Here is a 4,593-nt window from a genome sequence, read left to right on the forward strand (position 1 = left end):
AGGCAACCGTCTGTGGTGTTTGCAGAGCTAAGATTGGCGGCTTAGCGTTGCACTTCGGAGTTGAATCCGCCATTAACAAAAAGGAAAATTCCATATTTTATCTGCCACCTGCGATACTACGGACAGTACGGTGAATCTGGGTGTGCGGCAAATTTCAGACCGCAGCAACAGAGAAGGGGGAAAATTTGCCACTCCCTGGGTGGATGCCAGCATCCGGTTGATCAATTGCCCGGTATTTTATGGTACTGGCCAACGCGAACTTAAAGATGTCACCCGTGATAATACGATGACTATTACCCTGGTACCAAATAATGCGTCCACCAGTAATCAGGGGATTATGCCTCTGGACGTAGGCGCTCAGGCGGCAGAGGGCGTAGGAATACAACTGGCGTGGGGTACCTCTGCATCACCTCAATTAGTGGATTTTTCCTCGGAAAAGGGGACAAAGGCTTACACCATGTCTCCGACGCAAGGCACAAACTACACTATTCCACTGGTGGCGTGCTATATGCAGACGGCGGCCTCAATAAGCGGTGTTACGGCAGGGAAAGCCAACGGGAAAGTTACTTATCTGATGAGTTATCACTAACCCCTCCGGCGCTTTCACATCCAATAACTGCCCGCTATACGGGATCTGATTATCGACGGATGTGGCCGGGCGCGTTATCTTATTTTACGTATTGATAACGTACCTGTGGCGAAAGGAGCGGGAGAGTGCAGAGAGCACGTTGTTATCTGTTAGGTGAGACAGCCGTCGTACTGGAGCTGGAATCTCCGGTTACGCTTGCGACGCAAAAACGCATCTGGCGCTTAACGCAGCGTCTGGCTGAGGTGCCCGATGTGGTGGAAGCCATTCCGGGGATGAATAACATCACCGTGGTATTGCGCGATCCGCAATCGCTGGCGCTGGACGCCATTGAGCGTTTACAGCGCTGGTGGGAAGAGAGCGACGCGCTGGAGCCGGAATCGCGAACAATCGACATTCCGGTTATCTACGGCGGTGAAGCCGGGCCGGATCTGCCGGATGTGGCACGTCACACCGGGCTTACGCAAAAGCAGGTTGTCGAACTTCACGCCTCTATCGACTATGTGGTGTGGTTTTTAGGTTTTCAGCCGGGTTTCCCGTATCTGGGGGGCATGCCGGAAAATCTCGCCACGCCGCGTCGTGCTGAACCCCGCGTACATGTCCCCGCCGGCTCTGTCGGCATTGGCGGTGCGCAAACGGGTATCTATCCTCTGGAAACGCCGGGCGGCTGGAACCTGATTGGCCGCACCGAACTGCCGCTGTTTAACCCCTCGCTTTCCGATCCTGTATTACTTCGTCCTGGTGATACGCTGCGCTTTATCCCACGTAAGGAGGGCATATGCTAAAAATTCTTCGCGCGGGTATCTACACCACCATTCAGGCGGGTAAACGCGTTGGATTGCGGCAATCCGGTGTGAGTTATTGCGGCGCGCTGGATGGCCCCGCGCTGCACATCGCCAACGCTCTGGTTGGTAATGAAGGCGATGCGGCAGGGCTGGAGATAACGCTCGGCCAGTGTGAAGTGATGTTCGCACGTAGTACCTGGTTTGCACTGACGGGCGCGGGATGCGAGGCGAAACTCGACGGGAAAGCCGTCTGGACAGGCTGGCGCTACCCGGTACAGGCAGGGCAAAAGCTGGTGCTTAAGCGCCCGCATCACGGCATGCGCAGCTATCTGGCGGTGGCAGGTGGTCTGGACGTGCCGGAAGTGCTGGGTTCTTGCAGTACCGATTTAAAAACCGGTGTAGGCGGGCTGGAAGGGCGTCTGCTTCGCGATGGCGATGAGATCCCGCTGCGCGATGTCGCGCGGACGTTTAATGGGCCTCAAGGGGTGAAGCAGCTGCTGTGGGGCAACCGCATTCGCGCGCTGCCGGGGCCGGAATATCAGGAATTTGATAAAGCCTCGCAAGAGGCCTTCTGGCGTGTCCCCTGGCAGCTCAGCCCGCAAAGTAACCGTATGGGTTATCGGCTGCAGGGGCAGCAGTTGATCCGCACGACCGACCGCGAACTGGTGTCGCACGGGCTTTTACCCGGTGTGGTACAGGTGCCGTCGAATGGCCAGCCGATTGTCCTGATGAATGACGCCCAGACTACCGGCGGTTACCCGCGTATTGCCTGCATTATTGAGGCCGATATGTACCATCTGGCGCAGATCCCACTCGGTCAGCCGGTACATTTTATTCCCTGTACCCTGGAAGAGGCGCTGGCAGCGCGGCAGGATCAGCAACGCTATCTGGAACAATTATCATGGCGGCTGCGTAATGAAGGTTGATTTAAACGCCGATCTGGGGGAAGGGTGCGGTAGTGATGCCGCGCTCCTGCAACTGGTCTCCTCGGCCAATATCGCCTGTGGTTTTCATGCGGGCGATGCGCAAACTATGCGGGAATGCGTGCGGGAAGCGCTAAAAAATGGCGTCGCGGTGGGCGCGCACCCGAGCTTTCCGGATCGGGACAATTTTGGCCGCACGGCGATGCTGTTACCGCCTGAAACGGTGTACGCACAAACGCTCTACCAGTGCGGTGCACTGGCGGCGATTGTGCGTGCCGAAGGGGGCCGCATGCAGCACGTTAAACCGCACGGCATGCTCTACAACCAGTCTGCCGTCGACCCGCAGCTGGCGGACGCTATCGCCCGTGCGGTGTGCGACTGTGATCCTGCGTTAATCCTCGTTGGCCTTGCCGGCAGTGAGCTGATTCGCGCTGCAAAGCGTGTGAACATCGCCCCGCGTGAGGAAGTGTTTGCCGACCGTGGTTATCAGGACGATGGCACGCTGGTGCCGCGTTCGCAGCCGGGGGCGTTGATTGCCGATGAAGAGATAGCGCTGGCGCAAACGCTGGAGATGGTTTTATCCGGCAAGGTTAAAAGCGTTAACGGACATGACGTTGCGCTGCGGGCACAAACCGTCTGCCTGCATGGCGATGGTGAACATGCGCTGGCGTTTGCCCGCCGTCTGCGCGAGGCATTTGACCAGCGTGGTATTGTTGTAAGTGCAGAAATATAAAAGGATGTTGTGATGCCAGAAGGCCCGGAAATTCGCCGCGCGGCAGACAGTCTCGAAGCGGCTATCAAAGGTAAACCGCTCACCGATGCCTGGTTCGCTTTTCCCCAGCTACAATCCTTTGCTCCAGTGCTGATAGGCGAACGAGTGGAACGCATTGAAACGCGCGGCAAAGCGCTGTTGACCCACTTTTCTAATGGCATGACGATGTACAGCCACAACCAGCTGTATGGCGTCTGGCGGGTGGTCGATGCGGGAGAGGTGGCTGAAACCAACCGCGTGTTGCGTGTACGGCTGGCCGCGAAAGACAAGGCGATTTTGCTCTACAGTGCCTCGGATATTGAGATGCTGACTGCCGACGAGCTGGCGGTGCATCCGTTCTTACAGCGCGTGGGCCCGGATGTGCTGGATATGTCGCTGACCGCGGAGCAGGTTAAAGCGCGGCTGCTATCGCCCCGGTTCTGCCGCCGTCAGTTCTCCGGCCTGCTGCTTGACCAGGCGTTTCTCGCCGGGCTGGGAAACTATTTGCGCGTTGAAATCTTGTGGCATGCAGCACTGGCGCCGCAGCATAAAGCGGTCGATCTCAGCGAGGCGCAACTGGACACACTGACGCAGGCGCTGCTCGATATTCCCCGCCTGTCTTACCAGACGCGCGGCGTAGTGGATGAAAACCACCATCACGGCGCGCTGTTTCGCTTTAACGTGTTCCACCGGGCCGGGGAGGCGTGCGAACGCTGCGGCGGGACTATCGAGAAATCGACCCTCTCTTCGCGCCCGTTTTACGGCTGCCCGGGGTGTCAGAAATAATCCCGCGTATCAGAATAATGATTGCTGGCGCATCATTCCGCGCGAGCTCACCGTTATCCCTTCCAGTTTGAGTAGATACTCTTTGGCCTCCAGCCCACCGGCAAACCCGGTGAGACTGCCGTCTGCACCAATCACCCGATGGCAGGGAGCAATAATCGCAATCGGGTTTCTGCCATTGGCAGCGTCCACCGCTCTGACCGCAGCCGGATTACCAATTTGCCCGGCTATCTGGCTGTAGGTTCGCGTTTCGCCAAACGGAATGGACAGCAGTGCCGACCAGATTGATTTCCGGAACTCGGTGCCTGTAAATCCACGATTCGCTATGCGCGGGCGGGGCGGTGCTGGGTGTACTGGCCTGCATCGCGCGTAAATAGCGTACCGTTTCGTGCGTTCGGATGCACATAACGGTGTGAAAAAACAGGAAAGGGTTGAATTTAGATGACGGATTGATTCTAAATAGAGGAGACGCCAGCAACGCCTGTTACTGAGTGAAATTAAGCATCGCGTGGGAGCGCTATTTTTGCGCCCCACGTGCAACGTCAGGACATGTGTCATGAAAAAATCAAAGGCAGAAACGGCTGAAACCCGTAAGCGGATCGTCGATATCGCCGCCCGTGAATTTAAGGAAAAGGGCATTCAGTCGGCGAGTGTCTCTGAAATTATGGCGGCTGCCGGATTAACCCACGTAAGCGTCTCATCCAGACCGTCTTTTATTTTTGCCCGTGTTTTCTACCATGGACACTTTCACGAACATGGACACTA

The 4,593-nt window shown here is 56.9% G+C and carries 6 protein-coding genes and 1 pseudogene; 6 read left to right on the forward strand and 1 reads right to left on the reverse strand.

The window, feature by feature from the left end:
• Nucleotides 1–94 precede the first annotated feature (94 nt).
• The 5 genes from ACSZPU_RS23595 (at nt 95) to nei (ending at nt 3,831) form a co-directional block, all read left to right on the forward strand.
• Nucleotides 95–589 (forward strand): fimbrial protein, encoded by a 495-nt coding sequence (locus ACSZPU_RS23595; protein WP_499003903.1) that lies wholly within the window; start codon nt 95–97, stop codon nt 587–589.
• A gap of 125 nt (nt 590–714) precedes the next feature.
• The gene (pxpB, locus tag ACSZPU_RS23600; protein WP_499003888.1) at nt 715–1,371 is read left to right on the forward strand and encodes a 5-oxoprolinase subunit PxpB; all 657 of its coding nucleotides are present in this window, start codon (nt 715–717) and stop codon (nt 1,369–1,371) included.
• Nucleotides 1,365–2,297: a 5-oxoprolinase subunit PxpC gene (pxpC, locus tag ACSZPU_RS23605; RefSeq protein ID WP_499003890.1), complete on the forward strand. Its 933-nt coding sequence runs from the start codon at nt 1,365–1,367 to the stop codon at nt 2,295–2,297. The genes pxpB and pxpC overlap by 7 nt, the downstream gene beginning before the upstream one ends.
• A complete protein-coding gene (gene pxpA / locus ACSZPU_RS23610; RefSeq protein WP_499003894.1) occupies nt 2,287–3,027 on the forward strand; it encodes a 5-oxoprolinase subunit PxpA in 741 nt (246 codons plus the stop codon). Before pxpC ends, pxpA begins: the two co-directional genes overlap by 11 nt.
• A 12-nt stretch (nt 3,028–3,039) precedes the next feature.
• Complete coding sequence (gene nei / locus ACSZPU_RS23615; protein ID WP_499003897.1) at nt 3,040–3,831, forward strand: endonuclease VIII; 792 nt, start codon at nt 3,040–3,042, stop codon at nt 3,829–3,831.
• A 9-nt stretch (nt 3,832–3,840) separates the two neighbouring features.
• Here the strand turns inward: nei and ACSZPU_RS23620 are convergent.
• Nucleotides 3,841–4,140 (reverse strand): annotated as a pseudogene (locus ACSZPU_RS23620) (methylated-DNA--[protein]-cysteine S-methyltransferase); the annotation flags it as partial.
• Between the two features lie 244 nt (nt 4,141–4,384).
• Here ACSZPU_RS23620 and ACSZPU_RS23625 point away from each other — a divergent pair.
• Nucleotides 4,385–4,593 (forward strand): TetR family transcriptional regulator (locus ACSZPU_RS23625; RefSeq protein ID WP_499003900.1); only part of this gene is annotated, 209 nt, incomplete at its 3' end.

This window comes from Phytobacter sp. V69 (genome assembly GCF_965644215.1).
Classification (GTDB): Bacteria; Pseudomonadota; Gammaproteobacteria; order Enterobacterales; family Enterobacteriaceae; genus Phytobacter.

Excerpts from the sequence above, each read along its gene's own strand:
- pxpA (WP_499003894.1), top strand. The coding sequence starts at position 2,287 with ATGAAGGTTGATTTAAACGCCGATCTGGGGGAAGGGTGCGGTAGTGAT.
- nei (WP_499003897.1), top strand. The coding sequence starts at position 3,040 with ATGCCAGAAGGCCCGGAAATTCGCCGCGCGGCAGACAGTCTCGAAGCG.
- pxpC (WP_499003890.1), top strand. The coding sequence starts at position 1,365 with ATGCTAAAAATTCTTCGCGCGGGTATCTACACCACCATTCAGGCGGGT.